At 63.3% G+C, this 26,994-nt stretch carries 28 protein-coding genes and 1 tRNA gene; 4 read left to right on the top strand and 25 right to left on the bottom strand.

What is annotated here, in order from left to right; all coding sequences use genetic code 11:
• Positions 1-7 precede the first annotated feature (7 nt).
• Positions 8-1,149 (top strand): IS3 family transposase gene (locus FIU91_RS14410; RefSeq protein ID WP_172974915.1). Its coding sequence is split into 2 segments (ribosomal slippage): positions 8-248 and positions 248-1,149, totalling 1,143 coding nucleotides; the frame shifts between segments, so codons are not numbered across the junction.
• A 46-nt stretch (positions 1,150-1,195) separates the two neighbouring features.
• Positions 1,196-1,945, top strand: coding sequence for a zinc ribbon domain-containing protein (locus FIU91_RS19815; protein WP_152463743.1), 750 nt, complete (start codon positions 1,196-1,198; stop codon positions 1,943-1,945).
• Here the strand turns inward: FIU91_RS19815 and FIU91_RS14400 are convergent.
• The 14 genes from FIU91_RS14400 to FIU91_RS14335 all read right to left on the bottom strand — a co-directional run bounded on the left by FIU91_RS14400 (position 1,902) and on the right by FIU91_RS14335 (position 14,090).
• Positions 1,902-1,978, bottom strand: a tRNA-Met gene (locus FIU91_RS14400). The genes FIU91_RS19815 and FIU91_RS14400 overlap by 44 nt on opposite strands.
• A gap of 78 nt (positions 1,979-2,056) precedes the next feature.
• Entirely contained in the window at positions 2,057-3,364 is a 1,308-nt protein-coding gene (locus FIU91_RS14395) for an ATPase (RefSeq protein WP_093009533.1), read from the bottom strand.
• Between the two features lie 96 nt (positions 3,365-3,460).
• Positions 3,461-3,955 (bottom strand): prepilin peptidase, encoded by a 495-nt coding sequence (locus FIU91_RS14390; protein ID WP_152462992.1) that lies wholly within the window; start codon positions 3,953-3,955, stop codon positions 3,461-3,463.
• A gap of 18 nt (positions 3,956-3,973) precedes the next feature.
• On the bottom strand, positions 3,974-4,822 hold the full coding sequence (locus FIU91_RS14385; protein WP_093009531.1) for a lipopolysaccharide assembly protein LapB: 849 nt from the start codon (positions 4,820-4,822) through the stop codon (positions 3,974-3,976).
• Positions 4,823-4,849: 27 nt separating this feature from the next.
• Entirely contained in the window at positions 4,850-5,416 is a 567-nt protein-coding gene (locus tag FIU91_RS14380) for a tetratricopeptide repeat protein (protein WP_152462991.1), read from the bottom strand.
• 3 nt (positions 5,417-5,419) lie between these two features.
• Positions 5,420-6,385 (bottom strand): type II secretion system F family protein, encoded by a 966-nt coding sequence (locus tag FIU91_RS14375; RefSeq protein ID WP_093009529.1) that lies wholly within the window; start codon positions 6,383-6,385, stop codon positions 5,420-5,422.
• A gap of 10 nt (positions 6,386-6,395) precedes the next feature.
• Complete coding sequence (locus FIU91_RS14370; RefSeq protein WP_093009528.1) at positions 6,396-7,361, bottom strand: type II secretion system F family protein; 966 nt, start codon at positions 7,359-7,361, stop codon at positions 6,396-6,398.
• A 6-nt stretch (positions 7,362-7,367) separates the two neighbouring features.
• Positions 7,368-8,801, bottom strand: a complete 1,434-nt coding sequence (locus tag FIU91_RS14365; protein ID WP_152462990.1) for a CpaF family protein — start codon at positions 8,799-8,801, stop codon at positions 7,368-7,370.
• 13 nt (positions 8,802-8,814) lie between these two features.
• Positions 8,815-10,077: an AAA family ATPase gene (locus tag FIU91_RS14360; RefSeq protein ID WP_152462989.1), complete on the bottom strand. Its 1,263-nt coding sequence runs from the start codon at positions 10,075-10,077 to the stop codon at positions 8,815-8,817.
• A 196-nt stretch (positions 10,078-10,273) separates the two neighbouring features.
• A complete protein-coding gene (locus tag FIU91_RS14355; RefSeq protein WP_172975018.1) occupies positions 10,274-10,984 on the bottom strand; it encodes an OmpA family protein in 711 nt (236 codons plus the stop codon).
• A 10-nt stretch (positions 10,985-10,994) separates the two neighbouring features.
• Entirely contained in the window at positions 10,995-12,410 is a 1,416-nt protein-coding gene (locus tag FIU91_RS14350; protein ID WP_172975017.1) for a type II and III secretion system protein family protein, read from the bottom strand.
• Positions 12,411-12,615: 205 nt separating this feature from the next.
• A complete protein-coding gene (gene cpaB, locus FIU91_RS14345) occupies positions 12,616-13,476 on the bottom strand; it encodes a Flp pilus assembly protein CpaB (protein WP_152462987.1) in 861 nt (286 codons plus the stop codon).
• 70 nt (positions 13,477-13,546) lie between these two features.
• Positions 13,547-13,726 carry a hypothetical protein gene (locus FIU91_RS14340; RefSeq protein ID WP_152462986.1) on the bottom strand — a complete coding sequence of 60 codons (180 nt, stop codon included), beginning with the start codon at positions 13,724-13,726 and terminating at the stop codon, positions 13,547-13,549.
• A 169-nt stretch (positions 13,727-13,895) separates the two neighbouring features.
• Positions 13,896-14,090, bottom strand: a complete 195-nt coding sequence (locus FIU91_RS14335; protein WP_152462985.1) for a Flp family type IVb pilin — start codon at positions 14,088-14,090, stop codon at positions 13,896-13,898.
• A 340-nt stretch (positions 14,091-14,430) separates the two neighbouring features.
• Here FIU91_RS14335 and FIU91_RS14330 point away from each other — a divergent pair, with 340 nt between their 5' ends.
• Positions 14,431-15,279 carry a lytic transglycosylase domain-containing protein gene (locus FIU91_RS14330; RefSeq protein WP_152462984.1) on the top strand — a complete coding sequence of 283 codons (849 nt, stop codon included), beginning with the start codon at positions 14,431-14,433 and terminating at the stop codon, positions 15,277-15,279.
• Here the strand turns inward: FIU91_RS14330 and FIU91_RS14325 are convergent.
• The 11 genes from FIU91_RS14325 to coxB all read right to left on the bottom strand — a co-directional run bounded on the left by FIU91_RS14325 (position 15,263) and on the right by coxB (position 25,384).
• A complete protein-coding gene (locus FIU91_RS14325) occupies positions 15,263-16,687 on the bottom strand; it encodes an FAD-binding oxidoreductase (protein WP_152462983.1) in 1,425 nt (474 codons plus the stop codon). The two genes, FIU91_RS14330 and FIU91_RS14325, sit on opposite strands and share 17 nt — an antisense overlap.
• Positions 16,688-16,750: 63 nt before the next feature.
• The gene (locus FIU91_RS14320; RefSeq protein ID WP_152462982.1) at positions 16,751-17,590 is read right to left on the bottom strand and encodes an MBL fold metallo-hydrolase; all 840 of its coding nucleotides are present in this window, start codon (positions 17,588-17,590) and stop codon (positions 16,751-16,753) included.
• A gap of 151 nt (positions 17,591-17,741) precedes the next feature.
• Positions 17,742-18,326: a GNAT family N-acetyltransferase gene (locus FIU91_RS14315; RefSeq protein ID WP_093009518.1), complete on the bottom strand. Its 585-nt coding sequence runs from the start codon at positions 18,324-18,326 to the stop codon at positions 17,742-17,744.
• Positions 18,326-19,588 carry a pitrilysin family protein gene (locus tag FIU91_RS14310; protein ID WP_152462981.1) on the bottom strand — a complete coding sequence of 421 codons (1,263 nt, stop codon included), beginning with the start codon at positions 19,586-19,588 and terminating at the stop codon, positions 18,326-18,328. The genes FIU91_RS14315 and FIU91_RS14310 overlap by 1 nt, the downstream gene beginning before the upstream one ends.
• Positions 19,585-20,973 carry a threonine synthase gene (gene thrC / locus FIU91_RS14305; RefSeq protein ID WP_152462980.1) on the bottom strand — a complete coding sequence of 463 codons (1,389 nt, stop codon included), beginning with the start codon at positions 20,971-20,973 and terminating at the stop codon, positions 19,585-19,587. Before thrC ends, FIU91_RS14310 begins: the two co-directional genes overlap by 4 nt.
• Positions 20,970-21,656: an SURF1 family protein gene (locus FIU91_RS14300; RefSeq protein WP_152462979.1), complete on the bottom strand. Its 687-nt coding sequence runs from the start codon at positions 21,654-21,656 to the stop codon at positions 20,970-20,972. Before FIU91_RS14300 ends, thrC begins: the two co-directional genes overlap by 4 nt.
• Before the next feature lie 244 nt (positions 21,657-21,900).
• Positions 21,901-22,701, bottom strand: a complete 801-nt coding sequence (locus FIU91_RS14295; protein WP_093009515.1) for a cytochrome c oxidase subunit 3 — start codon at positions 22,699-22,701, stop codon at positions 21,901-21,903.
• A gap of 24 nt (positions 22,702-22,725) precedes the next feature.
• Positions 22,726-23,310: a cytochrome c oxidase assembly protein gene (locus FIU91_RS14290; RefSeq protein WP_152462978.1), complete on the bottom strand. Its 585-nt coding sequence runs from the start codon at positions 23,308-23,310 to the stop codon at positions 22,726-22,728.
• Positions 23,310-23,489, bottom strand: coding sequence for a hypothetical protein (locus FIU91_RS14285; RefSeq protein ID WP_093009513.1), 180 nt, complete (start codon positions 23,487-23,489; stop codon positions 23,310-23,312). Before FIU91_RS14285 ends, FIU91_RS14290 begins: the two co-directional genes overlap by 1 nt.
• On the bottom strand, positions 23,486-24,430 hold the full coding sequence (cyoE, locus tag FIU91_RS14280) for a heme o synthase (protein ID WP_152462977.1): 945 nt from the start codon (positions 24,428-24,430) through the stop codon (positions 23,486-23,488). Before cyoE ends, FIU91_RS14285 begins: the two co-directional genes overlap by 4 nt.
• A gap of 66 nt (positions 24,431-24,496) precedes the next feature.
• Entirely contained in the window at positions 24,497-25,384 is an 888-nt protein-coding gene (gene coxB / locus FIU91_RS14275; protein WP_152462976.1) for a cytochrome c oxidase subunit II, read from the bottom strand.
• 183 nt (positions 25,385-25,567) lie between these two features.
• Between coxB and tldD the strand changes: the two genes are divergently transcribed.
• A complete protein-coding gene (gene tldD / locus FIU91_RS14270) occupies positions 25,568-26,989 on the top strand; it encodes a metalloprotease TldD (protein WP_152462975.1) in 1,422 nt (473 codons plus the stop codon).
• Positions 26,990-26,994: the final 5 nt, after the last annotated feature.

Here is a 26,994-nt window from a genome sequence, read left to right as displayed (position 1 = left end):
GGCCATGATGAGCAGCAGCAAGTTCAGCGATGAGTTCAAGCGGGACGCGGTCGCGCAGATCACCGAGCGGGGCTACCCGGTTAGGGAAGTATCGGAGCGTCTCGGGGTCAGCCCGTATTCGCTCTACGCTTGGAAGAAGAAGTTCGCGAAGGCGTCATCGGGAGAGGCGGAGAAGGACACGGAGATCCGTCGGCTCAAGCGTGAACTCGTGAGAGTGACGGAGGAGCGGGATATCCTAAAAAAGGCGACCGCGTATTTCGCCAGGGATGCAAAGTGAGATACGCGTTCGTGGCCGAGCATCGCGGGCAGTTCTCCGTCCGGGCCATGTGCCGTTGCCTGCGCATCCAGCCGAGCGGCTTCTATGCGTGGTTGAAGGCGCCGCCCCGCAAGCGTGCCCAGGAAGACGCCCGCCAGACCGAACTGCTGAAGGAGGCCTGGGTCGAAAGCGGCAAGGTCTATGGGCACCGCAAACTTCACGACGATCTTCTCGAACAGGGCGAAGACGTCTGCCTGAACCGCGTCGCGCGCCTGACCGGGCTGGCCGGGATCACAGCACAGATCGGCTACAAGCGCCGACCCGGGAAGTATGGTGGCAAACCCTCGGTCGTGGTCGACAACACTCTGGATCGGCAATTCGACGTGGAGGCGCCGGATAAGGTCTGGGTGACCGACATCACCTACATCCGCACCCAGGAAGGCTTCGCCTACCTCGCTGTCGTAATAGACCTGTTCTCTCGGCGCGTGGTCGGATGGTCCATGCAGTCGCGCCAGACGACCGACGTCGTGCTCCAGGCTCTGCTCATGGCCACATGGCGGAGGAAGCCGAAGGCTAAGGTGCTGATCCACTCCGATCAGGGAAGTCAGTTCACCAGCATGGACTGGGCCGCTTTCCTGAAAGCCCATGACCTCGAGCACTCCATGAGCCGTCGAGGCAACTGCCACGATAACGCCGTCGCCGAAAGCTTCTTCAACCTGCTCAAGCGCGAGAGGATCAGGCGGCGCAGCTACCGCACCCGAGAGGAAGCCAGGCGAGACGTGTTCGACTACATCGAGATGTTCTACAACCCGAAGCGCAAGCACGCGCGGAACGCAATGCTGTCGCCCCTCGAGTTCGAGCGGCAGCAGAAACTGAGGAACGAGGGCGTCTAAGAAATTCGGGGCTATTCAATTGGCTGCGCAGTCGCAGGCGCGCGACATGGGAAAATCCACCCGTCAACCGGCAAGACCTCTCTCCGGACTCATCCGGTGCTCTTGCTGTGACGGCGGTATGGCTATCCATGACCGAAAAGGAAGTGCGATTCGTTTGCGCTGTTCAACGGCACGAGAAAGCGGTTCCTGCAAAAACAAGGGTAAGTTCAGGTTGGACAAGATCGAGCAGGCGATCTTCTCGAAATTGGAAGAACTTCTGTCGGACCCTGCGTACATCGAGGAGTTCGTGCGAACTTACGAAGAAGAACGCCGCCGATTGGCATCTTCGCCAAAGACAGACAGAGCTGAGCTTCAGCGCGCGTTAGGGGAGGCAAGTATGCTGTTCGAGCGTAGGTTGGCGCTTTTTGAGAAAGGCATTCTCGATGGTATTGCTGGCGAAGCGAAGCTGGCAGAGGCAAAACAAGACATTAAAGACGCGGAAGCAGCCTTAGCGGCTCTGGATGAGACCGAAGCTGAACTCAGCTTCGATCCTGTAACTGCGTCTGACTATGTTGCTGCCATTGGCGAGCTGATGGTCTCCATGGGGCAAGATGCTGGGAACATCGAGCCACGGATCCGCGACACAGTGAGATCGTTGATTTCAGAAGTGATAGTTTCCCCCGCGGAGGCTGATGGCATTCCAGTGGAGGTCAAAGGAAAGATCAGTGCCCTCGTCACCCGATCGTCATCGTCGCGTCGGGTGGGGGGTGCGATGGTAGCGGAGGAGGGATTTGAACCCCCGACACATGGATTATGATTCCACTGCTCTAACCAACTGAGCTACTCCGCCAGAGTGCGCGCTGATTAGAGGAGGCCCCTCGGCGGGTCAAGCCGGTTTTGGCGGAAAAAAACCGGCCCGACGCGCGGCCTATTTCACGATCTTCTCGTCCTTCACGAACATGTTCGCCCAGGCCCGATCCACGAGCTCCGGCGTCATCTTGTAGGGCAGGCCCTCGAAGTCGCAGACCGAGATCATCTGGTCGATCAGGTACACCGGCTGGTAGTTCGCGTAGATGTTGTCGATCGTCGGATACTTGGTCTTGAGCAGGTGCACGAGGCTCTTCTCGCAAAGCTGCATCCGCTTCTTGCGGGCCACCAGCGCGAAGATCTTGAGGAAGTCTTCCTGGTTGGGCCCGTCGATCTTGATCTTGAAGAAGATCCGCCGGAGCGCGGCCTGGTCGAAGATCTCGTTCGGGTGAAAGTTGGTGGAGAAGATCACCAGCGTGTCGAAGGGGACTTCAAACTTCTCGCCCGATTGCAGGGCGAGGATGTCCTTGCTCTCCTCGAGCGGCACGATCCAGCGGTTCACCAGCTTCTGGGGTGGCTCGGCCTGGCGGCCAAGGTCGTCGACGATGAAGATGCCGCCGGTGGATTTGAGCTGCAGCGGCGCCTGGTAGGTGCGCGCGGTCGGGTTGAAGACCAGGTCCAGCATGTTGAGGGACAATTCGCCGCCGGTGATGACGGTGGGCCGCTCGCATAGAACGTAGCGGGTGTCGTAGAGGATCCGGCGGCGCAGCTGCGTGGGATCGTCCCGGAGGCTCTCGGCCTTGGAATGCACGATCGGATCGTAGACCGTGATGACCGAGCCCGAATATTCGATCGCGCGGGGAACATAGATCTTGTCGCCCATCGCGTCGCGAATGCCGTTCGAGATCGAGGATTTGCCGTTGCCCGGCGGGCCGTACATCAGGATCGACCGGCCTGAGGTCACAGCGGGACCGAGGTTGTCGAGGAGGTTGTCGGGCAGGACCAGATGGCCCATCGCGTTGGTGAGCTGCTCGCGCGTGATCTGGATGTTGCGGATCGACTGTCGTTTTACCTGTTCGCGGTAAACGTCCAGCGGAACCGGCATCGCGCCATAATATTCGGATTGGGCTAGCGCATCGAGGGCGCGGGCCTTGCCGGCTTCGGTAAGCTGGTACCCCATCTCGTTGCCGCGCGAGGCCGACATCGTGCCCATCGCTTCGAGAAGCTGATGGCTGCGCGCGTAATCCACGAGCTCCTGCGTGATCGGCACTGGCAGGCAGATCGCGTTCGCGAGGTCCATCACGGTGCTGACGTTCTTGCGGAACATGGTCTTGATGACGATGTCGCGCATCATCACCATCGGCAGCTTCATGTCCTCGAGCTGCTTCGGCGGTGGCGGCGCCATGACGTTGGTGGCCTGCATGTTCATCGCGAAATCGATCCTCGTGCCCCGGTTATCAGACCTGAGGACACCAGAGATTTGTGGCGAGTGTTGGGCCGCCTCTTGGAGTTTTGAGGTCCGGGCTCACGCGCCGTAGAGCGCGCCGAGACCGAGATAGACCGCGAGCGTCGGCCCGAGGGCGAGCCCCATCGGGAAGCGCGACCCGGAGGACCAGCTCTCCCAGTGAGGGGCCAGGCGGCGCAGCGCTGTCGCCCGCGCGATCCTGTGGGCGACAAACGCGGCAAGCATCATCACCGCGAAGATGGCCAGCACGATCTGCAAATCGCCGATATGGATGAAGGGCGCGGCGGCCGCTGCGAATTTCGCATCTCCCGCGCCGAGCGCCCCGGCTGCATTGAGCGCGATACCCGCCGCAAGCACCGACAGAAGATGCGTGTAGCGCCAGAGGTAGCTCTCGAAGGGCAGGGCGATGAGCCCGACCAGCGCGAAGACCAGTGCGAGCGCGAGGACGGCCACGTTCGTGATCTTCATCCGCGACAGGTCCGTATAGCAGACATAAAGACAGATCGGCAGCGCGAAGGGCAGAAACCACCACGCGGCGCTCGAGAGAATATCCATGAGCCGTTGTCCCGGTCGTCAGCCGCGTTCGAGCGCCTCGAGACTCGACGATGCGGCCTCGAAATGCTGCGGATGGGTCTCTATCGCGTCTCGCAGAAGCGATTTGCCGGTCTCGATCTCGCCTTTCTTGATCGCAGCGAGCGCGAGCGTGTGCAGGAGCTCCGCGCGTTCGATCTGGCTCATCGGGATAGCGGGGATAGTATAGTCGCCTTGCGCCGCGCGGGCCAACATCAGGTTGTTCTTGGCGGTGAAAAGGGTCGTGTCCTGACGGAGAGCATCGGAGAACAGCCGTTCGGCATCCCGGTACTCGCCGCGCGTCAGCTTGGAATAGCCCCAATTGTTCATGACGCTGGCGGGTTTGGTGGTCAGACCGAGCGCGATCTCGTAGAAGCTGTCGGCCTTCTGCCACTCCTGGTTGACGTCGGCGACCATCGCCTCGAGCTTGTAGCGCTCGAACGTCTCGTAGGTGGGCGGGATCTCGTTGAGCGTCGCCTCGGCGCGGTCCCAGTCGCCGGTGCGGATCATCGCGTCGGCAAGTTCGACCCGGTCGGCATTGGTGACCTCTTCGTGGGCGACCACGCGCTGCCAGGCGGCGACCGCCTCGGAGGCACGCTTGGCGCGGACGAGGGATTTCGCGAGACCGCGGCGATGCTCGATATTGTCGGGGTCGCTTTTCAGCGCGCGGCGAAAGTAATCGACCGACTCGTTGGGGTCGGCCACCGTCAGCATGACGTCGTTCAGCCCGGTGCCGTCGATGGCATTGACGCCCTGGAAGTTCCGGTCGACGCGCTGACCTTCATCCGCATCGCATGCGGACAGCGCGACGGCCCCTGCAATGCAGAGGATAGCCTGGGGGAATTGGCGCATTTGCTGCGTCCTTGTCCTGCTTCTGCCTCAAGGCTCGGACGCGGTGATCAGATAATCGCCCTGTCCCCGTCGCACGAGCTCAAATTCTTCTTCATTGGCCTCAGCATAAAACGGATTTTCGATTTTTGCGAGCGCCAAGCGCAGATTGTCGCGAATTGAGTCATTCTGGCCATTATCGAGTGCGTAAGCCCTGCGGAAGACTTCGGACGCCTCCGCGGTCTCGCCCAGTTCCATGAGCACGACGCCGAGGTTGTTCCAGACCTCCGGCGCGGCACCGTCGAGCTTCACCGCTTCGCGCAGAAGGTCTTCGGCCTGGTTGAGGCGGCCCAGTTCCAGATTGGCGGCACCGAGGGCCGAGAGCACCTCGATCGTCAGGCCGCGCTCGGCTGCGGCGCGGATATAGACTTCGAGTGCAAGCTCCGGCTCGCCGCTGTCCATCAGGCGGTGCCCGACCAGAAGTCCATCGACAGCCTCCCCGCGCGGGTCGATATCGGGTGCGAAAAGCTGACCCTCCGGCAGCGTTTGGCCGCCCGATGAACAGGCGGCCATGAAAAGGATCAGAAGTATCGGCGTTCCCCGGCGGGGAAGTCGCATGGATCAGTTCCCTAGGTTCATGATGCCCACCACGGAAGGCCCCACGAGAATGATGAGGAGCGGCGGCACCGTCAGCATCATTGTGGTCAAAGTCATCTTCGTAGGCAACTTGTTTGCCTTCTCCTCTGCGCGCATCACGCGCTTGTCACGCATCTCGGAGGCGTAGACGCGCAGCGCATCGGCGATCGAGGTGCCGAAGGTGGCCGACTGGTTCAAAACCGTTACGAAAGAGGAGATGTCCTGCACGTCGCAGCGCTCCGACATGTCCGACAGCACCGCGGCCTTGTCCTTGCCCGCCTTCATCTCGTGGCTCACGATCTGGAACTCCTCGGCGAGGAAGGGGAAAGACGGGCGCAGTTCCTTGGCGATGCGGATGATGGACTGGTCCATCGACTGGCCGGCCTCGACGCAGACCAGCATCATGTCGAGCGCGTCAGGAAAGCCGTCCTGGATCTGCTGCTTGCGCTCTTCGGCGCGGCGCGTGACCCAGTATTTCGGGAAGTAGTAGCCCGCCGCGCCGGGGCCCAGCACGTAGAGCAGCATGTCCGTCGTGGTCTTGTCGTCGCCAAGAGCCAGCGAGTAGTAGAGCGTGCCGAGGCCGAGACCCAGAAGGCCGAGCGCGGCTTGCAGGAAATAGTAGTACCGGACCGCTTCCTTGGAAGCATAGCCCGCCTGCATCAGCTTCAGCCGGACCGTCCCGAGCTCTTTCTCGTTCTGCGGCTCAAGGAACTGTGCGTATCGGTTGAGCTTGTCGTTCTTCGCCCGCTCCCGCAGGACCGCCTTGGCGTTGTTCTCTGTCTTTCGCGTGCCCTGCTGCTTGAGCTTTTCCATCGGGTCCGGCTTTTGCGACAGCATCAGCGGGATCGCGATGAGCAGGAGCAAAAGGCCGAGGCCCGCCACGATGAACAGCGGTGCCGCGGGGCCGAGCAGGTCGGTGGCGCGCGCGTTCAGGCTTTCGAAGAGTTCCATTGGCTGTGCCTCAGACCTTGATGTTCACGAGCATCCGCATGACGAAGAGGTTCAAGACGAGGAAAATCGCCACTGCGAAACATGCCGGAATGAAGAGCGGGTGGTCGATGACCGGGTCGTAGTAGTCGGGTTTGGTGACCTGGATGAAGATCAGCGCCATGACAGGGAAGCCCGACAGGAACTTGCCCGACCATTGCGCCTCGGCGGTGATCGCCTTGACGCGCCGGAAGAGCCGGAACCGTGCGCGGATCACCTTGGCAAGACCTTCGAGGATCTCCGCAAGGTTGCCGCCCGATTGCTGCTGGATCGTCACCGCGACCGCGAGGAAGCGCAAATCCTGCATATCGAGTCGTTCCGCCATGTGCTTGAGCGCTTCGCCGATCTCCCGGCCATAGGCCGATTCGTCCGCGATGATGCCGAACTCCGTCGCCAGCGGATCCTGGATCTCTTTGGATACGATGGAGATCGCCGAGGAGAAAGGGTGCCCCACGCGCAGGCTGCGTACCATCAGTTCGACCGCGTCGGGAAGCTGCTCTTCGATCATGGCGAGGCGCTTCTTGGCCTTGGAGTTGATCCAGAAGAACACACCGCCGACGCCGAAACCGACGGCGAGCACGATCCGCACCGGCAGGCCGGTCTCCGTCATCGCGGAAAGTCCGAGAAAGGCTGCGATCGTCACGCCGACCATCAAGAGGATGAGCTGGTTGGGCGTGAAGGCGATGGCCGCTTTCTGTGCGCGGTCGGCCAGCATCGAGTAGAGCGGGATGCCCGCCCCTTCCATGTGCTGGTCCATCTCCTTGCGGAGCTTGGCGAGCACCTCTTCGCGCCGCTGGCCCTTGTCGAGCATTTGCAGCCGGCGATTGACCCGGCTGTTCAGGCGGATCGATTTGCCGAAGGCGACGAGATAGACGCCCTCGACGAGGATCACCACGCCGAGGAAAATCGCGCCATAGATGATGAATTCGACGTTCAGCATAGGACCTTACTCCGGTCTGAAGGGCTCGTAGATCGAGGGCGGCAGATCGTAGCCCCACATCTTGAAGCGCTCCGAGAAATGGCTGCGGACACCGGTCGCAGTGAAATGGCCGATGATCTTGTTCTCGGGCGTGAGGCCCACGCGCTGGAAGCGGAAGATCTCCTGCATGGAGATCACTTCGCCTTCCATCCCGGTCACCTCGGTGATCGAGGTCATCCGGCGTGAGCCGTCCTGAAGGCGCGAGGCCTGCACAATGAGGTTCACAGCCGAGGAAATCTGGCTGCGCATGGCCTTGAGCGGCATCTCGATCCCGGCCATCGCGATCATGTTCTCGAGACGTGCCACGCCATCGCGCGCAGAGTTGGCGTGGATCGTGGTCATCGAGCCGTCATGGCCGGTATTCATGGCCTGAAGCATGTCGATGACTTCTTCGCCACGCGTCTCGCCGACGATGATGCGGTCGGGGCGCATCCGCAGCGCGTTCTTGAGGCAGTCGCGCGGCGTCACCGCGCCCTTGCCCTCGACGTTGGGCGGGCGGCTTTCCATCCGGCCGACATGGCTTTGCTGGAGCTGAAGTTCGGCGGTATCCTCGATCGTCAGGATGCGCTCACTGTCATCGATGAAGGACGAGAGCGCGTTCAGGGTCGTGGTCTTGCCCGAACCGGTGCCGCCCGAGACGATCACGTTGAGGCGCGTTGCGACAGCGGCCTGCAAGTAGACGGCCATCTCTTCGGAAAAGGCGCCGAACCGCACCAGGTCGTCGATGCCGAGCTTGTCCTTCTTGAACTTACGGATCGAGACGAGGGAGCCGTCGATGGCGATAGGCGGGACCATCGCGTTGAAACGCGAGCCGTCCTGAAGGCGCGCGTCGACATATGGGTTCGATTCATCGACGCGACGTCCCACGGCCGAGACGATCTTGTCGATGATCCGCATCAGGTGCCGCTCATCCTTGAAAGTCACGTCCGAGAGCTGCAGCTTGCCGTTGCGTTCGATAAAGATCTGCTGCGGGCCGTTCACCAGGATATCCGACACCGAGTCGTCGTTCAGGAGCGTCTGAAGCGGGCCGAGGCCCTTCACTTCGTCATAAAGTTCCTGGTTGAGCTGCTGGCGTTCCTCGCGGTTCAGAACGATGGAGCGTTCCTGCAGGCTTTCGGTGGTAATCGCCTGGATCTCTGCGCGCAGGTCGGCTTCCGTGGCCTGGTCGAGCGCCGCGAGGTTGAGGTTGTCGAGCAGCGCGCGGTGTAGCTCCAGCTTGATGTCGCTGAGCCGTTCCTTGCGCTTCTTGTCCTTGTCGGACGCCACGGCTTCGGCCGGCCGCTTGGACGGCTTGCGCATGGCGACGCTTGGCCGCGACGTGGCCTCGGCGTCCACCCTCGGGGCTGCGACGGCCTCGGCCTGTGCGGATTTGGGGTCGGGCTTCTTGTAGCGTGAGAACATGTCGGGTCAGACCTCAGGCAGCTTCTGCGTCGGTCTGGCCGATCGCGTGAAGCGATTGGGCGACCTTCGCGATTTCGCGGCGGAGTGGGTTCTTGGCAGCCTGCAAGCCCAGCGGAACCCCGTGATCGCAGCAATTGAGAACCTGCCTGCCGCCATCGGGCAGATGCAGGTCGAGCGAGATCTCGAGGCTTTCGGACATCCGCTTCGCGCGCGCCTTGCCTTGCAGATCAGTGAATTTCGGAGCGCGATTCAGCACGAAGCGCATCTTCTCGAAGGGCAGTTCCTCCGATTGCAGCGCGCGCTTCAGGCGCAGGGTGTTCTGGGCCGACCGCATGTCGAGCTCGGTCAGCGCGAAATAGACTTGCGCCGCGTTGAGGACCGTCTCCGTCCACATCGTCACGGCGTTCGGCATGTCGACAACGACGTAATCGTAATGCTCCCGCGCCAGATCGAGGAGCTTGGTCACATCTTCCTGCGAGATCATGTCGAGCGGCAACAGGTCGGACGGCGCGGTGAAGACATCGAGACGCCCGTCATAGCTTTGCAGTGCCTGCGCGAAGGTGTCTTGGTCGATGGCGCTCATGTCGGCGAGGAATTCCACCACCGTTTCCTTGCGCGGAAGGTCGAGATAGGTCGCAACTGACCCGAATTGCAGGCCGAGATCGATCAGGCAGACGCGCGGTGCGACCGGCGTTTTGTCCTTTTTCTTCTTCTCGGAGCCGAGGCTCGCGAGTTCCCAGGCGAGATTTACCGCGAACGTTGTCGATCCGACCCCGCCGGCAAGTCCCTGCACTGCGATGAGCACCCCGTCGCACCCGGTTTCCAGCTTCACGCGCTCGGACGATGCATCGGCGACTGGCGGCGCAGGCGCGTGATGCAGTCTTTCGACGGCCGCGGCCAGTTCACCCTCGGGGAGCGGGTAGGGGACGAACTCGTCCGCGCCGCTTTTCAACAGCCGGTGCAATGCCGCGGGCGAGACGTCTTCGGCGATGAGAACGACCTTGATCCGCCTGGCCTTGGCGGTGGCGATGATCGACAGGAGCTGATCGATGTCTTCCTCGTCGGTTTCATCGATGGCAAGCGCAACGAAATCGAGACTCTGCGCGTCGGGTTGGCCGAGAAACGCCAGCGCCTCGGCAAAGCCGAGGTCTCCCCATGCTTCACCAAGCATGGTTTCCATGTCTTCGATGAGGAGATCGAAGATTTGCACGTCCCTGCTGATGGTGCAGGCCCGGATCGGAGCGACTTCTGCCTCGCCGTGTGTCCCTGTGCTCATCTGCGTTGCGTCCTTTGCCTGTCGTAGGTCGGACAGGCGACGCAAAATTACCAAGGATGCGCCCCCTGTGCCGACACCAGAACCGCAGGGCGTTCAGCCCCGGATACTCACTTCGGTACATTGGGAAAGTCGCAACCAAAGGCGGCAACATTTGGACGAAAAAACCGTAATTGTACGGTATTCGCTGACGGTGTTTTTACTCTCCGCCGCCGCCCGCTCCGAGCCCGCCATCACCGCCTCCGCCGCCTAAACTGGACGAGGGCGACGCGGAGTTCACGTATTCGCGGTAGACGATCTGGGCGTATTTGCCATCGAGAACGTTCTGATGGCTCTGAACGAAACCTGACACCTCGGTCACGGTGCGCCGATTGCGGCGTTCGCGTCCCTGGGTGACGATCAGAGGCTGCGTTTCGCCGTAGGACACCACCGCTTCGAGCCGGCCGAGATTCACGCCCTGGCTCGCAAGGAAATGCACGACCGCCTGCGCCCGCGCGAGGCCAAGGCGCTTGTTGTAGGCATCGTTCCCGACGAGATCGGTATGGCCGTAGACCCGGAAGCTCAGTTCGGGGAACTGACGAATCCACGCGGCCTGTTCGCGGAGCGTGTCGCGTGCGCCCTCGTCGAGAACAGACGAATTGAAGGCGAAGTTGACCGTCGTCATCACTTCGGAGGCGAAACGGTTGGCCAGGTCGAAGGTGTAACGCTTCTCGCCGGACATGACGGCGACATTGTTCTTCGTCGCGGCGCCGAAATCCCCGGTTCCGAGAACGGAGCCGGCCTCACGGTGGAAATAGGTGGCGTTGGGGGAGGTGCCGGCTTCCCGTGCACAGGCGGTCAGGATACTGGCCGAGGCCAGAAGAGCACAGGCCGCCGCGCGTCGTTTATGTCGGTTGGGAAAGCCTCGCATCACCATCGCCTCAATCCATCACGTAGCCGTAGGAGCCGTTGAAATCCTGCGTCGCCACGTCTCCGGCCGCGCCGCGTGCGGGGCGCTGCCCGGCTTGGGTCTTGCCGAAGAGGAAGAGATCGCGCTCTGAGGGCGGACGCACCCGGTCGGTCGGCAAGGCGAGGGCCTCGCCGCGCGTCGGCGTGACGAGGTGCGGGGTGACAATGATGACAAGCTCGGATTGCTCGCGTGTGTAGTCGACGCTGCGGAACAGCGAGCCCAGCACCGGCACATCACCGATCCAGGGAAGCTGGCTGCTCGAGTCGCGGAAATCGTCCTGCAGAAGGCCCGCGATGGCGAAGCTCTCGCCGTCGCGCAGCTCAACCGTCGTCTTCGCACTGCGGGTCGAGAAGCCGTCGACACGCACGAATTCGAGGTCGATCCCCGATGTGCTGTCGATGGAGGAGACCTCGGTCGACAATTCTAGATTGATCAAATCGCCGTCAACGACACGCGGGACGAAGTCGAGCTGAATGCCGAAAGGTTTGAATTCAATGGTGATTTGGCCGTCCCCGCCACCGACCGGAACGGGGTATTCGCCACCCGCGAGGAAGGATGCCTCCTGGCCCGACAGCGCGGTGAGGTTCGGCTCGGCCAGCATCCGGACCATGCCCTTCGACTCGAGCGCCTCGAGAAGGATGCCCACCTCGAGACCGCCCGCATCGAAGCCGATCAGCGCGCCGCCTTCGGTGTCCGGGCTGATCTGTGCCCCGCTGATCGAATTGTCGCCGTCGAGGAAGCTGCCGGTCTCGCTCACAAGTCCGACCTCGTCGCCGAAGAGCTGGCCTGCGATCCCGACCGAGGAGCGCAGGGCCTTCGAGACCGAGCGCTGCATTTCCGCAAAACGCACTTTCAGCATGACCTGCTGCACGCCGCCAACCTGCATGAGGTTCGACACGCGACCCGGCGCATAGCGTTCGGCGAGGCTCAGCGCGCGATCGAGCGCCTGGATCGATCCGACCGTGCCGGACATGACCACGCCGTCATTCGCGGTGCGAACCTCGATGGGCTCGCCGGGCAGGATCTGCCGCAGACGTTCCTTGAATTCCGACACGTCCGCCGCGACGCGCACGTCGACATTGGTGATCAGGCGTCCTTCGGCATCGAACATCGAGAGCGTCGTCGTGCCGGGCGCCTTGCCCAGAACATAGATCGTGCGGTCCGAAAGCGAGGAGATATCGGCGATGGCCGGGTTTGCGATCGAGAGTTCCGCGAAAGCAATGTCGCTTTCGACCACGACCGCGCGGTTCATCGCCACGGACAAGGGCGCACTGGTGCTGCCGCGCACCACCCGCAACGTTTCCGCATCGGCCTGCGGGGTCAGGGCAGGTGCGCTGCCAAGGACGATACCCAAGAGGGCCGCCCGCAAAAAACCTTCGACTTTCATGTGACCTGCCTTTCCGATCACGCCTCTTTGCCCGGGTCTTCTGCCCAGTGTTGGCGGAAGCCTGCGAGAGTTTTCATTTTTTTGCAAGAATCAATGGCTTTGCGGTCAGCGTTCATGTGGATATGCCGCAACATGCTGTCCGAAGCGATGTTCGAACGAGAAAGGGCGCCTGCAGGGGCGCCCTTCGTAACCATCTGAAATCAGGTCAGTTTGTGCACGGGATAGGGATCTCGACGACTTCGGAGCCCTTCCGCGTCTTGATCGTGCAGACCTCGCGCGCTTTCTTGATTGACGGCGCTTCTGCCTTCTCGAGGCCGAGGAGCGAGCGCTGATCGACTTCGATCGCTTCGGCGATGGTGTCATCGTTCGACGCCATCAGCGACAGCGACAGATCGCCGGTGGATTGCGCCTGCGCGAGCGCCGCGACCTGCTGTGGAGTCGCCTGCACCGTGACAGTCCGCGCGATGGTGGCATTGTCCGCACTGTCCGCATTCGCCGATTGGTCGATTGCGATCAGCTCGATGCCTGTCTGGATCAGCTTGGTCACATCGCCGCTCGGCAGGGACGGATCGTTGCTGCTGATGCGGCCGGTCCAGTAGACATCCACGCGGTCGCCGGGGCGCAGAAAGCCCGAGACGCCCGAGGCCACGTCGACACGGATCGCGAAGGCGCGCATGCCCCGGCCAAGGCGCGAGGTGATGCCGGCATCGCCGCCGGGCTCTGACACTTTTGCAGCCATGAAAGGCTCGTTCGCCTCGATCTGGCGCAGCACGACGCGGGTCAGACCGTCTTCACCGAAAAGCGGCGTTTCCTCGTCGAAATAATCTTCGGGGAGAGCGTTTTTCGGCCAGTCGACCAGCTTCACGTCGTCTTCGGTGATCCGCTGACCGTATGACAATTGGGCGGCAGAGACGAAGATCGGCTGCGTTTCGATCACTTCGGCCTGTTTTGCGCGTTCCTTCTGGAGTGCGCTTTCATACGCGCCGATGTAACTTTGTGCGAGGTAAACGGCAAAGCCTGCCAGGCCGATTCCTGCAATCAGCACCAGTCCGAAAATCAGTCGCATCTGCTTGGCCTCCGAAAGGGTTTAGGCGCGTCTGGCGATAAGGCCGGGCGCGCTTGTGTCGATTTACGGATCAGTCGTCCGCGCGATCTTGAATCACATTTGCTGTGGTCGTCGCCAAAGCCCGGCTCTGAGTGCCGATCACAGTGAAAGCTGCGATGGCAAGCCCGACAGCGGCCGCCGTGAGGACGACCCAGTCGACGGTAACGGCGCCGGTTTCCTCTCGGACAAAACTCTTGAATTGACAGATCATGTCACACTACTCGCATCAATGGGGCGCTCGCGCGTCATGCGCAGAAGCCGTTCCAGTATGATGGGGCATGTGTTTTCTGTACTGACCCCACCCGGGCCGACGCCTGTTCTGGCCGAAGGTATGCGGGAAGGCCGAGCGGCCTTCCCACGACTGTCAAAGCTGATTCGCGTTAGCGGATTGCTTCGAGGTTGGTTTGCTCGGTCGCGACTTCGCTCGCCGCGGCACCAATCAGGCCCTGAGCGTTGGTCGAGATGGTGCCGTAAGCTGCGATCGCGAGGCCGACAACGGCTGCGGTGAGCACAACCCAGTCAACCGTGACTGCGCCGTCTTCGTCGTTGCGGAAGTTCTTGATGAAGTTAAACATGTTCGTCTCCGTAGGGTTCAAGTTTGCTCTTTTCCACCGTTCCGGTCCGTGTCGGGGGTCTCTCATCCATCCCGTGTCCGTCTCGGTATGAACACATATAGCTGTCTGATTGGGGCACGATTTTGACCGCAATGGATCGATTTCCGTTAACCTTTAGAAAACTTCTCTATTCCACATAAATATCTGATTTTAAATGAAACAAAGTTTGGAACCAGTGTTTTTCTGGACTGAAAGCCACGCCAATCTGTCAATTTCGCCCGGTTTGGGCCCGCCGTATTGGGCCGCGGCGCGGAATATGCGAGACTTCCTGCAAAAGAAGACCAGAGGCAGACAGAGCAGCATGCACCCATTTCGCGCCCTGAGCGTGCTCGCGGCCCTTGCGATCGCGATGCCGCTTCATGCACAGACATCCTCCACGGATTTTTCCGCGCGCTTCGTGAAGCCGCCGAAGCCCGGGGAGTCGCGCCGTGTGACCGTCCAGATCGCCCCTCGGGCGAACCCGGCCGTTCTGCCACCGCCGGAGAAAGCGCCGAGCGACGAGGACGCCCCCGAGGTGATCGAGACATCGGCAGCGATTGCGCCCAAGACCCCTTCCGCTCGCTTCGCGTGGTTCTGGGACGAGATCGCACCGGATCGTGCGTCGGCCACGGGGCCGGGACGGCTCGAACCCTCGCTCGCCGTGCTCAAGTCCGCGCCAGAGACCGGACGCGTGCCTGCGCCGCGCATGCAGCATGTTCAGGACCTGGCCGCCCGCTACGGGACGCACCTTCTGCGACACTCGGTCGGCACCGACGTCTCTCCCGCGCTCGCGCTTGCGGTGATGTCGGTGGAATCGGGCGGCAAGCCCGACGCCGTCAGCCGAACCGGGGCCGAAGGGCTCATGCAGCTGATGCCCAAGACCGCCGAGATGTTCGATGTCGAGGACAGCTTCGATCCCGATCAGAACATCAAGGGCGGTATCGCCTTCCTCGACGCGCTGATGCGCGCCTACCAGGGCGATCCGATCCTGGTCCTTGCAGGCTACAATGCCGGCGAGACCGCCATTGCCGATGCCGGTGGCGTGCCCGATTTCGCGGAGACGCGCGATTACGTGCCCAAGGTCCTCGCGGCGTTCGAGGTAGCGCGTGCGCTTTGCAAGACGCCGCCGATGCTTCTGTCGGATGGCTGCGTGTTCAACGTCTCTCCCTGAGGATCGCGCCCGGATTCATGATGCCAAGCGGATCGAGCGCCGCCTTGATCGCGCGCATCGCCGCCATCTTCGCGGGATCCTGGTAGCGTTCGAGATCATTGACCTTCAGCCGCCCGATCCCGTGTTCGGCGCTGATCGACCCCTCCATCTCATGCACCAGATCGTGGATCACGCGCTTGATCTCGCTCCGCTGATGGTCGTGATCGGCCCGGCTGCGGCCCGGCATGGGAAAGACGTTGTAGTGCAGGTTGCCGTCGCCCAGATGGCCGAAGCAATTCACGCGGAAGCTGTCGATACGCGCAAGCCGCGCGATGCCCTCGGGAATGAAATCCGGGATCGCGGAGATGGGCACGGAGATGTCGTGCGAGGACACCGCGCCGATCTTCCGGTTCGCCTCGGGGATGCGCTCGCGGATCTGCCAGAAATCATCGGCCTGCGCCTGCGATTGCGCGATCAGCCCGTCACGGACGAGGCCCTCCTCGAACGCCTCGGCAAAGACAGCTTCGAGCGCCTCCGCAGGATCGAGGCCCTCGGGCAGACCGACCTCGATCAGAACGCTCCAGTCCGGCGGCGTCTCGAAGGGCTGGCGCAGCTCGGGAATCACCTCGGACAGAAAGTCGTAACCGGCCCGGCTCATCAGCTCGAAGGCGGAGACACCGTCGCCAAGGCGGCTCCGCGCCAGTGCCAGAAGATCGAGCGCCGCAGCCGGCGAGGCGACGGCCAGCAGCGCCGTGCCCGTGCCTGCCGGGATCGGCGACAGTTTGAGCGACGCCGCGGTAATGATTCCAAGCGTGCCTTCCGCGCCGACCAACAGATTGCGCAGATCGTAGCCGGTATTGTCCTTCCGAAGCCGCCGCAGCCCGTGCCAGATCTCACCCGACGGCAGCACAGCTTCGAGCCCGAGGCAGAGATCGCGCGCATTGCCGTAGCGCAGGACGTTCACACCGCCGGCATTGGTCGCCAGCAGCCCGCCGATCCGTGCCGATCCCTCCGAAGCAAGCGAGAGCGGAAACAGGCGATCCGCCGCCCGCGCCGCGTCCTGCACATCCTGAAGGATCGCGCCCGCTTCTACGATCGCGACGTTCTCGCGCGGGTGGAGACTGCGGATGCGGTTCATACGCTCGAGGCTGATGAGCAACGGCTCGGTGCCGCCCTCGGGGGCGATCTGGCCGCCTACGAGCCCAGTGCCGCCACCATAGGGAACAAGCGGCACCTGCGCCTCTGCGGCGTGCCGCACGATGATCGCGACCTCCTCGGCGCTCCGGGGCAGGGCGACATGGCGCGCCGCGCCCTTCCAGCGTCCGCGCGGCTCTTCGGCAAAGCGGGCCTCGGCGGGCCGGATCGTATCCTCGGGCAAGTGAGCCGTGAGGCGATCAAGAAACGTCTCGTCGATGGAATTCAGGGGCATGGGTCGTCCTGCAGCGCTACGCCTCAGGCTTAGCCTGCCTGTCCCGTCCAGCGAAAGGGGTCATCAGCGCGGATCGGTCAGCCATTCGGGATCGAGCACCATCACCGTCGGTCGCTCGGGCAGCGTGGCAAGCGAGATCTCCAGACTCGGCACGCCGAGCCGCTCGACAATGACGTCCTCGCGGATCTCCTCGATGAAATTCTCGAGTGCCAGGCCGCTGAACCAGTGCATCGGGATGATGACGCGGCTCTTCAGCCGGTCCAGCACGTTGATCATGTTGGTGCGCGCCATCGTATAGCCGCCATCCACAGGCACCATGACGACATCGAGCCGCCCGAGCGCGGCGTATTGCGCCTCGTTCGGCTCGTGGTGCAGATGCCCCAGATGGCCGATGCAAAGCCCCTCGACCTCGAAGACGAAAATCGAATTGCCGTTGTCCTCGCGCCCGCCGAATTGCGAGCGGATATCGGTCGAGACGTTCCGCACCAGCATCTCGCCGAGATCGACGTGATGGTCGATACCCGCGCCGAATTCCTCGCCCCAACCTTGCAGGACGTGCCCGATCGCGGGATCGGGGTTCGCCGTCCAATGGGTGTCATGGGCATGATTCATCGTCACGACATCCGGAATGAGATCCGTATTGCCGATGAAGCCCGTGTAGTCGGTGACGACATCAAGTCCGCCGCGCGTCTGGATCAGGAAGGAGGCATGGGCGATGTAGTGGATCCGCACGGAATATTCCGCCACGGGCTCCTGCCAGGATGCCTTGTGCAGGTATTTCATCTCGGGCGCGGCATCGGCGATGGCGATGCAATGCGAGGCACGCCGATCCTGCGCGGCGCCCGCCTGGGGCAGCGCTCCGAGCAGGACAAGCGCCAGAAGAGCAATGAGACCGCGCGGCATGAGAAACCTCCCTTTGGGGTCAGGCTACCAAGCCTTCGCGCCCCCGCGCTTCACGTCCGCGCGAGGCGCCGCGCTCCTGATTTGGGTTGGCGGAAATACCGCGGGGGTGTGGGGGCAGCGACCCCACTCGGCCCTGGCCGATCGCGCGATGCTACCCGACCTGGGTGCGTCCGCGCCGATCGCTCCTGAGGCTCGCATAAAGCACATGGGTGCGCCAGCGGCCGTTGATCTGCAGATAGCTCTGCGCGACGCCCTCGTATTTGAAGCCTGACCGCTCCAGAAGGCCGCGCGAGGCGACGTTCTCTGGCAGGCACGCGGCTTCGAGCCGTGATAGATCCAGCTTGCCGAAGGCGTAATGGACCATCGCCTCGATCGCTTCCTGCATGTAGCCCTGCCGCGCGAAGGGCTGCCCGGTCCAGTAGCCGAACGTGCCCGACTGCGCCGGTCCGCGGCGGATATTGTCGAGGGTCAGCGCGCCCATCAGCATCTGGTCCTCGCGGCGTATGAGAAAGAGCGGCACCGCCGTGCCGCCCGAGATCGAGCGGTTGGCCCAGTAGACGCGGTTGGTGAAGGCCCGCCGCGTCAGATGATCCGACGCCCAGGTCGGCTCCCACGGCACAAGGAAATCGCGGCTGTCCTGCCGGAGCGCCGACCAGGCGCTGAAATCGCCATGAACCGGCGGGCGCAGGGTCAGCCGCTCGGTCTCGATGCGCAATTTCCTGCGGCGGGTCAGCATCAGGCGGCGCGGGCCTCGTTCAGTGCCTCGAGCGTCGGCGCGCTGTCCACGGGGCCATAAAGCGCCATCGCCGCCGGTGCCTTGGTCGCGAGGTCTTCGGCGAAGGTGCGGACATCTTCGAGCGTAACCGCGTCGATGCGCGCGATGGTTCTCTCGATCTCGGGCACGCGGCCCCAGATCTGGATCATGCGGGCATGCCGCTCCGCCCGCGCTGACGCCGATTCGAGGCCCATCAGGAGCCCGGCTTTCAACTGAGCGCGGGCCCGGTCGATCTCCTCGGGGCGCAGATCCGAGGCGGCGCGCTTCATCTCGTCGATGGTCAGCCGCGCCAGTCCGTCCAGCTCCTCGCCCGAGGTGCCCGCATAGATCGTGGTCGTGCCCGTATCGGCGTAGGCGCCCGAATTGGCGAAGATCGTGTAGCAGAGACCGCGCCGCTCCCGCGCTTCCTGGAAAAGGCGCGAGGACATGCCGCCGCCAAGCGCGGTCGAATAGATCTGCGCCGCGTAGAACGCGGGATCGCGGTAGCCCGGACTTTCGAAGGCGAGCGCGAAATGCGCCTGTTCGAGCTGGCGGCTCTCGCGGATCTCGCCGCCCCCGAAGCGGGCAGGATCGGCATCGCGGGCATCACGCGGGGCAAGATCGCCGAACAGCTTCTCCGCCTGTCGCACGAGCGCGTCGTGATTGACCGCGCCCGCCGCCGAGAGGATCAGCCGGTCGGGTCCGTAATGCTCCGAGACAAAGCGCGCGAGGTCGTCCTTGCCGAAGCGCGAGACATTGGCAGAGGGGCCGAGGATAGACCGTCCGATGGCCTGGCCGGGATAGGCTGTCTCCTGCAGCCAATCGAAGATGATGTCGTCGGGCGTGTCGCGTACCTGGCCGATCTCTTGCAGGATCACGCCGCGCTCGGTCTCGATCTCCCGTTGCTCGAAGGCGGGGGCGCGCAGGATGTCCGCGATAAGATCGAGCGCCAGCGGCACGTCCGGCTCCAGCACGCCCGCGAAAAACGCCGTGGTCTCGCGCGAGGTGTAAGCGTTGATGTAGCCGCCCACATCCTCGATCTCCTCGGCGATCTTCAGGGCTGAGCGCGAGGCCGTGCCCTTGAAGGCCATGTGCTCGAGGAAATGCGCGATCCCGTTCTCGGCCTCGCGTTCATGTCGCCCGCCCGCGCCGACCCAGATGCCGAGCGCGGCGGATTTCAGATGCGGCATGTGTTCGGTGACGATGCGAAAGCCGTTGGGGAGCGTTGTGATCTGGCAGGTCAAAGGGGGATGCGATCCTTGATCAGGGTTTCGAGGGCGCCAAGGTCGTTCTCGGCGCGCGTCATGCGTTCGGGCCGCTCGAAGAGGTCGGCCATGCGCTCGGGCAGGGGCGGGCGGATGCCCGTCGCCCGCTCGACCGCGTCGGGGAATTTCGCCGGATGCGCTGTCGCGAGCGTGACCATCGGCACCGCGGGGTCGAGATGTTCTTCGGCGACCTTCACGCCCACCGCCGAGTGCGGGCAGAGGAGCTCGCCCATCGTCTGGTGCGCGCGGGCGATCGTCGCGAGCGTTTCCTCCTCCGAGGCGCGGCCCGAGGTGAAATCCTCGCGCAGCTTTTCCAGCGCGCCCTGGCTCACATGGAAGCCGCCCGCCTTCAACTCGTCCATGAGCTGCGCCACCGCCGCGCCGTCCCGACCATAGGCGTCGAAGAGCGCGCGCTCGAAGTTGGAGCTGACCTGGATGTCCATCGACGGCGAGATCGACGGCGCGACGCCCGCCGTCTCGTAGGCGCCCGAGCGCAGGCAGCGGTCGAGAATGTCATTCTGGTTCGTGGCCACGACCAGCTTGTCGATCGGCAGGCCCATGCGCTTGGCGATGTAGCCTGCGAAAATGTCGCCGAAATTGCCGGTTGGCACGGTGAAACTGACGCGGCGCTCCGGCGCGCCGAGCGCCACGGCCGAGGAGAAGTAGTAGACAACCTGCGCCAGCACCCGGCCCCAGTTGATCGAATTGACACCCGCGAGCCGAACCTCGTCGCGGAACTCGAAATGGTTGAACATGTCCTTCAGAAGTGCCTGGCAATCGTCGAAATGCCCGTCGAGCGCGATGGCGTGAACGTTCTCTTCGACCGGCGTCGTCATCTGCCGCCGCTGCACTTCGGAGACGCGCCCGTGCGGATAGAGGATGAAGACGTCGACCGCATCGAGCCCCCGGAACGCCTCGATCGCGGCGGAGCCGGTATCGCCCGAGGTCGCGCCCACGATGGTCACGCGGTCGCCCCGCCGCTTCAGCGCCTCCTCGAACATCTGCCCGATGAGCTGCATCGCGAAGTCCTTGAAGGCGAGCGTCGGCCCGTGGAAGAGCTCGGCGAGGAAATGCCCCGGGGCGAGTTGCACCAGCGGCGCGCGGGCGACATGGCCGAAGTGGCGATAAGCGTTCTCGATGAGGCTTCCGAACGTGTCGTCGTCGAACGCGTCCGCCACGAAGGGACGCATCACGCGGAAGGCGACCTCTTCATAGGGCAGGCCGTGCAACGCTCGGATGTCTCCGGCGGACATTTGCGGCACGGTCTCGGGCACGTAGAGGCCGCCGTCGCGCGCGAGACCGGACAGCATCGTCTCCTCGAAGCCAAGAACCGGGGCCTTCCCCCGTGTCGAGACGTAGTTCATGTCACTGTGCCTTTCTCGGCCGCACGGCTGCGGCGGATGTAGAGCCCGGTCATCACCGCCCAGATGGCGGCAAGCGAAAACCAGGTGATCGCGTATTGCAGATGGTTGTTCGGAATACCCTCTGTCGAGACCGGAAGCGGCGTGATGCCGGGCGCGGGCGGCGTCTCGCTTCGCGCGATCACGAGGAGGGGCTCTGTCCCGAGCGCCTCGGCCATCGGGCCGATATCGCGGGCGAACCATGTATTGCCCTCAACATCATTCTGAGGCGTCGACGAGGTGCGGTCGTCCGGCCAATGCAGGTTGCCGGTCACCTCCGTCTCGCCGATCCGCCGCTCGGACGTCTTGGCCTCGTTCTCGACGTAGCCCCGATCCAGCAGAATCTGCCGTCCCGCATCGGTCGTGAAGGGCGCAATGATCCGATAGCCCGCACCGCGCTGTTTCACGGAGACGAGCACGTGCAACTCGCCTGCGCCGATCTCGCCTGACAAGGCGACGGGCTGGTACCTTTGCTCGGATGGCGAGACTACGTCGGGAAGGGGCTCGGCTGCGCCGTCGATCTTCGCCTCGATCTCGGCGAGGATCCCTTCCTTCCAGGCCAGACGCTGCACCTGCCATACGCCAAGCGCGATCAGGATCGCGCATCCGGCGAGGCCAAAGATCAGCGGGGCGAGAAGTCGTTTCACGGGCGGCACGAGGCTCCGGTCGGTTTGGTCCGCGTTGCTCTAGCCGGTGACGCGGCCGGGTTCAATCCGCCCGCGTATGGCTTGGCGTCGCAGCGTGCAGGTGTCGCCGGTGATTTCCGCCCTCGGACCATGGTCCATGATGGTTCCGAGGGTCTGCGATCGCTCGCCGTTCGGTTGCGTCGCTCCAATGAAAAACGCCCGCCGAAGGTCCGGCGGGCGTTGTCCAGTTTCTATGCAGGCGTTGTCAGCCACCCCAGACGTAGACGGCTGCGAAGAGGAAGAGCCAGACCACGTCGACGAAGTGCCAGTACCAGGCAGCGGCTTCGAAGCCGACATGCTTGTTCTGGGTGAAATGTCCGCGCATCAGCCGCAGGAGGCAGATGAACAGGAAGATCGTGCCGATGATCACGTGCGCGCCGTGAAAGCCCGTCGCCATGAAGAAGTTCGCGCCATAGATGTTGCCAGAGAAGCCGAAGGCCGCGTGGCTGTACTCATAAGCCTGGAACACCGTGAAAATCAGGCCGAGCACCACTGCGAGGATGAGGCCGTTCTTCATGTCCTGGCGGTTGTTCTCATGCACGAGGGCATGGTGCGCCCAGGTCGCCGCCGCACCGGAGCAGAGCAGGATCAGCGTGTTGATGAGCGGCAGATGCCAGGGGTCGAAGGTCTCGATTCCCGCTGGCGGCCAGACGCCGTCCTCGGCGGGCGAGTTCGGGCCCATCGGGTACATCGCGTGTTTGAAGAAGGACCAGAACCAGGCGAAGAAGAACATCACCTCGGACATGATGAAGAGGATGAAGCCGTAGCGCAGGCCGATCTGCACGACCGGCGTGTGATCGCCGACTTGGCTTTCGGCGACGACGTCCGACCACCAGCCGAACATGACGTACAGCACGCCGACGAAGCCGATGAGGAATGCCCAAGGGCCCATGTCCTTCATCCAGAGGACAGCGCCGAACAGCATGATGAAGCCCGCGACCGCGCCGAGGAACGGCCAGATCGAGGGCGACAGGATGTGGTAATCGTGGTTCTTTGCGTGCGCCATTTCGGTTCCCTCGCTCGCTCCCGCTTAGTTGACTGTGGTTGTGGTGTCCGTACCGGCATCGAGCTCGGCCTGCACCTCTTCGGGCATATCGATCTCGTAGAACGTGTAGGACAACGTGATGTGCTTGAGGTGCTTCGCATCCGCGTCCTCGGCGATATCGGGATCGACGAAGAAGTTCACCGGCATCTCGACCCGCTCGCCGGGCAACAGGACCTGCTCGGTGAAGCAGAAGCACTGCACCTTTTCGAAAAAGCCGCCCGCGATAAAGGGCGCCACGTTGTAGCCTGCCTGGCCGGCAATCGGTTTGTCGGTCGGATTGTAGGCCTCGTAGAAGGCAAGCCCGTCTTCGCCGATCTTGACCTTCATTTCGGTCTGCATGGGCTTGAATTCCCAGCCCATGCCCGCCTCGGTATTGGCATCGAAGCGCACGGTGATCTCTTGGTCGAGAACACGGTCGCTCCCGGCTTCCGCGACACCGGTCGTGCCGCCATAGCCGGTGACGGCGCAGAACCAGTTGTAAAGAGGCACCGAGGCCCAGGCCATCGCGCCCATGAAGGTCACGACACCCACAAGCTGCAAGAGGGTCTTGTTCTTTTGGTCCATCGCCATCAGTTCGCCTCCTCTGTCTGCGTGGGCACGCCACTTCCGCTCAGCGAGAAATCGTCGTTGGTCACCTTCACCATCGTGAGGCCGAAGATGATCGCGATGAGCGCGGTCAGCGTCAGGCCGACGCCAAGGTTCCGGCTGAAGCGGCGCTCATGCATTTCGTGCTTGCGGATCAGGCTCATATCAGACCTCCGAAGCCAAAGCCCAGCGCCTCGAGCGCCCGGTCGGCGAGGATCGCGCCGAAATGGGCGAAGAGGTAGAGAAGCGAGAGCTTGAAGAAGCGCTTCTCGACGCCGTAATTGTCCGCCTCGGCCATGACCTCGTCGCGGCGCCAGATCTCGACCGCGCCCTTCAGGAACATCGCGTTCAGCACCAGTGCCGTTGCGAGGTAGATCGGACCGCCGGCAGATGTCAGGCCCATCGCGAGCGCAAGAGCCGCCAGGAGAATGGTGTAGACAAGGATGTGGCGGCGCGTTGCCGGGCGGCCATGCGTCACGGTCAGCATCGGAACGCCGGCATCGTCGTAGTCGGAGCGCATGAAGAGCGCGAGCGCCCAGAAATGCGGGGGTGTCCACATGAAGATGAGCGCGAACATCAGGACGCTTTCGACGGACACGCCGCCGGTCGCAGCGGCCCAGCCGATCATCGGAGGGAATGCGCCGGCCGCGCCGCCGATGACGATGTTCTGCGGTGTCGTGCGCTTGAGCCACATGGTGTAGATGACGGCGTAGAAGAAGATCGTGAACGCCAGGAGGCCCGCTGCGAACCAATTGGTCGCAAGGCCGAGGAAGACGACCGAGAAGGCCGAGAGGGCAAGCCCTATGGCCAGAGCCTCATCGCCCGTGACCCGGCCCGAGGGAACGGGGCGCTTTGCGGTCCGGCGCATCACCGCGTCGATATCCGCGTCCCACCACATGTTGAGCGCCCCCGACGCGCCGCCCCCGATGGCGATGAACAGGATCGCGCAGAAGGCGACGAAGGGGTGCAGCGCGACCGGCGCGGCCAGAAGCCCGACAAATGCCGTGAACACGACAAGCGTCATCACGCGCGGCTTCAGCAGCGCGAAATAATCGCCGAATTGCGGCTCGTGCTCGTCGAAGGTCTGGAGGCTGACATCGGTCATGCAGGCATCACGGGAGTTAGCTTGGGCAAGGGCAGGCGGCCGTCATCCGGCCGCCCGGTACGGGAATCACTCGGCCGAGGCGACTTCGACGGCGCGAGGCGCGTCGTTCGAGGCGTATTCCTCTTTCATCTGGGTCAGCCATTCGGCGTATTCTTCCTCGCTGACCACTTTGACGGTGATCGGCATGTAGGCATGCGCGATGCCGCAAAGCTCCGAGCACTGGCCAAAGTAGATGCCTTCCTGCTCGGGAGTGAACCACAACTCCGCGAGGCGGCCCGGAACGCCGTCCTGCTTCACGCCGAAGGCCGGAATCGTCCAGGAGTGGATCACGTCGCCGGCGGTCACCTGCATAACGATGGTCTGGCCCACGGGCACGACCACCTGAGTGTCGGTGGCGAGGCGGAAATGCTCGGGCTCGTAGCCCGCTTCGGTCAGCTGTGCCTCGACTTCGTCGGTGTAGCGGTTGTCACCGCCGGTCGCGGGGGAGCCGATCATGTAGCTGTCGAAGGAAAAGTCCTCGCCGATATATTCATAGCCCCAGTACCACTGGTAACCCGTGGCCTTGATAACGACGTCGCCTTCCGGGATTTCCTGCTGTTTGAACAGCGTCGGCAGTGAGAAGGAGCCGATGAACACCAGGATCAGGATCGGTACGATCGTCCAGGCAATCTCCACGGGTGTGTTGTGGGTGAAGCTGGCCGCCTTGGGATTGGACCGCTGATTGTAGCGCACGATGCACCAGATCATGAGGCCAAGGACGAACAGCGTTATGGCTGCGATGATGACCGTGATCATCCCGTCGAGCCATTGCAGGTCGCGGGCCAGTTCCGTCGCCGCAGGCTGAAAGCCCATGCCGCCATTGACGGGAGCGCCGATCACCTCATCGCTCTGGGCGAAGGCCGGAGCCGAGAGAAATGCCGGGATCATGCCCGCAATCATCGTCTTGAGTCGCATGTAACACCTGGTGGTTGTCGTCGTTCGCGTAAGGCCGGGTCGAGGGCAAGGCGGCTATGAAGGGCGCCGCACGGATTCCCCCGTTGTTTCGAGGCCGGTTAAAACCATATTCTTGCACACGGAGTAAAGCCGCATCCTTGCGGCAAACAGCCGCTTGTCCCCGACCTTACGACCGGAGCCTTCATGACCGACGCGCCTTTTCGCCCCCTCGAAAACCACATGGACGCCGACACCGCGCGGGATATTCTGCGCCACACGCTCGACGGGGCCGAGGACGGAGAGCTGTTTTTCGAGCGCAAGCGCAGTGAAAGCGTGCTCTTCGACGATGGCCGGGTGAAGACCGCCAATTACGATGCGTCCGAGGGATTTGGCCTGCGCGCGGTGAATGGCGAGGTGGCCGGCTACGCCCATTCAACCGAAATTTCCGAGGCGGCGCTGCGCCGCGCGAGCGAGACCGCGCGGCTCGCCGTGGGCGATGGCGGCGGCGTCATGTCGCCCGGGCCGGTGCAAACGAATCGCCGTCTTTATACGGATGCCGATCCGATCGCTGGCCTGCCCTTCGCGGCCAAGCTCGACACGCTGCGCGAGATCGACGCCTTCCTGCGGGATCTCGATGCCCGTGTCGTGCAGGTCTCCGCGAGCCTCGCGGCGTCGCTGCAGGAGGTTACGATCATGAGGGCCGATGGCAGCCTCGTCTCCGACACGCGGCCCATGACGCGGCTCAACGTCTCCGTGATCGTCGAAGAGAACGGCCGCCGCGAGAGCGGCACCGCAGGCGGCGGCGGACGTGTTCTTCTGGATGGCCTCGTCGCGCGCGAGGATTGGGAAGCCAAGGCGCGGGAGGCGCTTCGGATCGCGCTCGTCAATCTCTCGGCCGAGGCCGCGCCCGCGGGAACCTTCGATATCGTGCTTGGCCCCGGTTGGCCGGGTATTCTTCTGCATGAGGCCGTCGGTCACGGGCTTGAGGGGGATTTCAATCGTAAGGGCTCTTCCGCTTTCGCGGGCCTGATGGGTCAGCGAGTTGCGGCACCCGGCGTGACCGTGCTCGACGACGGCACGATGCCCGACAGGCGCGGCTCGATCACCATCGACGACGAGGGCACGCCTTCGGCGCGGAACGTGCTCATCGAGGACGGGATCCTGGTGGGCTACATGCAGGACCGCCAGAATGCGCGGCTCATGGGTGTGGAGCCTACCGGCAACGGCCGACGCGAGAGCTACGCGCATATCCCTATGCCACGGATGACCAATACCTACATGCTCGGCGGCTCGGCTACGAAAGACGATCTCGTGGCGGAGTTGAAGGATGGCGTCTACGCAACCGGGTTCGGCGGCGGACAGGTGGACATCACGAGCGGCAAGTTCGTCTTCTCCTGCACCGAGGCTTACCGGGTGAAGGACGGCAAGGTCGGCGCGCCGGTCAAAGGCGCGACGCTGATCGGCGACGGCGCGACGGCGCTCCAGCAGATTCGCGGGCTGGCCGACGACATGGCGCTCGATCCCGGCATGGGCAATTGCGGCAAGCAGGGGCAGTGGGTGCCCGTAGGCGTCGGTCAGCCGAGCGTTCTGATCGGCGGGCTGACCGTCGGCGGCTCGGGATCTTGAGCGTC

It is taken from the genome of Roseivivax sp. THAF30 (assembly GCF_009363575.1).
Lineage (GTDB): Bacteria > Pseudomonadota > Alphaproteobacteria > Rhodobacterales > Rhodobacteraceae > Roseivivax > Roseivivax halotolerans.
This window is presented reverse-complemented; position numbering and strand designations above follow the sequence as displayed.

Coding starts and splice junctions, on each gene's coding strand:
- FIU91_RS19815 (WP_152463743.1), top strand. CDS start 1,196: ATGGGAAAATCCACCCGTCAACCGGCAAGACCTCTCTCCGGACTCATC.
- FIU91_RS14395 (WP_093009533.1), bottom strand. CDS start 3,364: ATGAACATGCAGGCCACCAACGTCATGGCGCCGCCACCGCCGAAGCAG.
- FIU91_RS14390 (WP_152462992.1), bottom strand. CDS start 3,955: ATGGATATTCTCTCGAGCGCCGCGTGGTGGTTTCTGCCCTTCGCGCTG.
- FIU91_RS14385 (WP_093009531.1), bottom strand. CDS start 4,822: ATGCGCCAATTCCCCCAGGCTATCCTCTGCATTGCAGGGGCCGTCGCG.
- FIU91_RS14380 (WP_152462991.1), bottom strand. CDS start 5,416: ATGCGACTTCCCCGCCGGGGAACGCCGATACTTCTGATCCTTTTCATG.
- FIU91_RS14375 (WP_093009529.1), bottom strand. CDS start 6,385: ATGGAACTCTTCGAAAGCCTGAACGCGCGCGCCACCGACCTGCTCGGC.
- FIU91_RS14370 (WP_093009528.1), bottom strand. CDS start 7,361: ATGCTGAACGTCGAATTCATCATCTATGGCGCGATTTTCCTCGGCGTG.
- FIU91_RS14365 (WP_152462990.1), bottom strand. CDS start 8,801: ATGTTCTCACGCTACAAGAAGCCCGACCCCAAATCCGCACAGGCCGAG.
- FIU91_RS14360 (WP_152462989.1), bottom strand. CDS start 10,077: ATGAGCACAGGGACACACGGCGAGGCAGAAGTCGCTCCGATCCGGGCC.
- FIU91_RS14355 (WP_172975018.1), bottom strand. CDS start 10,984: ATGCGAGGCTTTCCCAACCGACATAAACGACGCGCGGCGGCCTGTGCT.
- FIU91_RS14350 (WP_172975017.1), bottom strand. CDS start 12,410: ATGAAAGTCGAAGGTTTTTTGCGGGCGGCCCTCTTGGGTATCGTCCTT.
- cpaB (WP_152462987.1), bottom strand. CDS start 13,476: ATGCGACTGATTTTCGGACTGGTGCTGATTGCAGGAATCGGCCTGGCA.
- FIU91_RS14340 (WP_152462986.1), bottom strand. CDS start 13,726: ATGATCTGTCAATTCAAGAGTTTTGTCCGAGAGGAAACCGGCGCCGTT.
- FIU91_RS14335 (WP_152462985.1), bottom strand. CDS start 14,090: ATGTTTAACTTCATCAAGAACTTCCGCAACGACGAAGACGGCGCAGTC.
- FIU91_RS14330 (WP_152462984.1), top strand. CDS start 14,431: ATGCACCCATTTCGCGCCCTGAGCGTGCTCGCGGCCCTTGCGATCGCG.
- FIU91_RS14325 (WP_152462983.1), bottom strand. CDS start 16,687: ATGCCCCTGAATTCCATCGACGAGACGTTTCTTGATCGCCTCACGGCT.
- FIU91_RS14320 (WP_152462982.1), bottom strand. CDS start 17,590: ATGCCGCGCGGTCTCATTGCTCTTCTGGCGCTTGTCCTGCTCGGAGCG.
- FIU91_RS14315 (WP_093009518.1), bottom strand. CDS start 18,326: ATGCTGACCCGCCGCAGGAAATTGCGCATCGAGACCGAGCGGCTGACC.
- thrC (WP_152462980.1), bottom strand. CDS start 20,973: ATGAACTACGTCTCGACACGGGGGAAGGCCCCGGTTCTTGGCTTCGAG.
- FIU91_RS14295 (WP_093009515.1), bottom strand. CDS start 22,701: ATGGCGCACGCAAAGAACCACGATTACCACATCCTGTCGCCCTCGATC.
- FIU91_RS14290 (WP_152462978.1), bottom strand. CDS start 23,310: ATGGCGATGGACCAAAAGAACAAGACCCTCTTGCAGCTTGTGGGTGTC.
- FIU91_RS14285 (WP_093009513.1), bottom strand. CDS start 23,489: ATGAGCCTGATCCGCAAGCACGAAATGCATGAGCGCCGCTTCAGCCGG.
- cyoE (WP_152462977.1), bottom strand. CDS start 24,430: ATGACCGATGTCAGCCTCCAGACCTTCGACGAGCACGAGCCGCAATTC.
- coxB (WP_152462976.1), bottom strand. CDS start 25,384: ATGCGACTCAAGACGATGATTGCGGGCATGATCCCGGCATTTCTCTCG.
- tldD (WP_152462975.1), top strand. CDS start 25,568: ATGACCGACGCGCCTTTTCGCCCCCTCGAAAACCACATGGACGCCGAC.